This is a genomic window from Clavibacter sp. MX14-G9D (assembly GCF_032917815.1).
GTDB classification, from domain to species: Bacteria; Actinomycetota; Actinomycetes; order Actinomycetales; family Microbacteriaceae; genus Clavibacter; species Clavibacter michiganensis_K.
In genome coordinates this window covers 1-1684 of sequence record NZ_JAVCVL010000344.1, presented here as the reverse complement: position 1 = coordinate 1684, position 1684 = coordinate 1, and the positions used below count along the sequence as shown (strand labels likewise).

The 1684-nt window shown below is 74.8% G+C and carries 2 protein-coding genes; one reads left to right on the top strand and one right to left on the bottom strand.

Going from position 1 to position 1684, the window contains the following annotated elements; translation table 11 throughout:
• Positions 1 to 341 precede the first annotated feature (341 nt).
• Positions 342 to 1271: an AEC family transporter gene (locus tag Q6969_RS15455; protein ID WP_094114950.1), complete on the top strand. Its 930-nt coding sequence runs from the start codon at positions 342 to 344 to the stop codon at positions 1269 to 1271.
• A 49-nt stretch (positions 1272 to 1320) separates the two neighbouring features.
• Here Q6969_RS15455 and Q6969_RS15450 read toward each other — a convergent pair whose 3' ends face one another.
• The gene (locus Q6969_RS15450; protein ID WP_172407153.1) at positions 1321 to 1479 is read right to left on the bottom strand and encodes a hypothetical protein; all 159 of its coding nucleotides are present in this window, start codon (positions 1477 to 1479) and stop codon (positions 1321 to 1323) included.
• Positions 1480 to 1684: the final 205 nt, after the last annotated feature.

Here is a 1684-nt window from a genome sequence, read left to right as displayed (position 1 = left end):
GCGGACGCGGCGGACGCGGTGGCCGCGGACGCCGTCGCGCCGAACGCGGGGACCGCCGGCAGGACGGATCCGCCGACGGCGCTCGCGAGGGCGAGCGCGAGGACGATGCGCGAGTGCGGGCGGCGGGGGGTGGGGAGTCGCATGTGGTCCTGGAGGCAGGGCGCCGGTGGGACCCGGCGGGGACGGTGGGTCGCGGGCGCGACGCGGCCGACGCTAGGCGGGCGGGATGACGCGACGGTGTCCGCATGCCGTCCCCGCGCCGAACGGCAGGGGCGTCGCCCTGGCGTCGGCAGCGGGCCGCCCGCCCGTAGGCTGGCAGGACGCGGGCGAGGGGAGACCGGATGATCGGGGTGCTGACCGGGTTCGCCATCATCGGCTTCATCATCGCCGTGGGCTACGCCGTCGGCCGCTCCGGCATCGCCGGGCCGGGTGCCCAGCACTCGCTCAACCGGGTCGCGTTCTTCGTCGCGACGCCCGCGCTGCTGTTCACCGTCCTCGCGGAGGCCGACCTGCACGTCGTGTTCTCCGCGTTCCTGCTCGCGTCGGCCAGCGCGGTCGCGGTCTCGGCGCTCCTGTACCTCGTGATCGCGCGGATCCTGTTCCACCGGCCGGTCGCGGAGACCACCATCGGCGCGGCGTCCGCGAGCTACGTCAACGCGAACAACATCGGCCTGCCGGTCGCGATCTACGTGCTCGGCGACGCCCAGCTCGTCGCGCCCGTGCTGCTCCTGCAGCTGCTGGTGCTGGCGCCGACGACGCTCACCATCCTCGACATCTCCAGCCGCGGATCCGCCTCGGTGGTCGGGATCCTCACCCAGCCGCTGCGGAACCCCATGATCATCGCGTCGATGCTCGGCATTCTCATCGCGATCACCGGGCTCGAGATCCCGGACGCGGTCTACGAGCCGTTCCGCCTCATCGGCGGCGCCGCGATCCCCATCGTGCTGATGGCGTTCGGCATGTCGCTCGTGGGGCGGAAGCCGCTCGCGCCCGGATCGGGGCGCCGCGAGATCGTGGTCGCCTCGGCGATCAAGACGGTCGTCATGCCGCTGGCGGCGTTCCTGCTCGCGCGGTTCGCCTTCCACCTCGACGCGGAGCAGACGTTCGCGGCGACCGTGATCGCGGGCCTGCCGACGGCGCAGAACATCTTCAACTTCGCGTCGCGCTACGACCGCGGCGTGGTGCTCGCCCGCGACACCGTGCTCATCACCACGGTCGCGTCGATCCCGGTGCTGCTGGTGATCGCGGCGCTGCTCGCGCCCGGCACCTGAGGCAGGGCGGGCGCGCGCGACCTCCGGGACCGGACGGGAGCCGCGTGCGCTAGCGGCGGCGGGTCGCCGCGGCGCGCTGGGCGGCGCGCTTCTGCGAGCGCTTGGCGAGCTGCGCCTTGCCCTTGGCCATGGCGGCCTTGCCCTGCCGGCTGCGCAGGAAGCGGCGGATGACGGGGACGGCGACGAACAGGAAGCGGATCAGCGGCATGGTGCTCCTCGGGGGATCTGCGCGGACCGGTGGATCCCCGCTCCTCGACCCTGCCAGGTCCGCGCCCGGACGACCGGGCCGGGGCGGGATCCGACGGGGAACGGCCAGGCGGTCGTCGCCCCGTCGCCCGCCTCCCCCATCGCCCGGCTCGCCGGCGGGCGCTCAGCCGACGTCGCCCCGCCGCCCGGCCGCGCGCTCCACGGCC

What these genes read in the sequence shown, in the direction of transcription:
- Q6969_RS15455 (WP_094114950.1), top strand. Translation starts at nt 342, where the DNA reads ATGATCGGGGTGCTGACCGGGTTCGCCATCATCGGCTTCATCATCGCC.
- Q6969_RS15450 (WP_172407153.1), bottom strand. Translation starts at nt 1,479, where the DNA reads ATGCCGCTGATCCGCTTCCTGTTCGTCGCCGTCCCCGTCATCCGCCGC.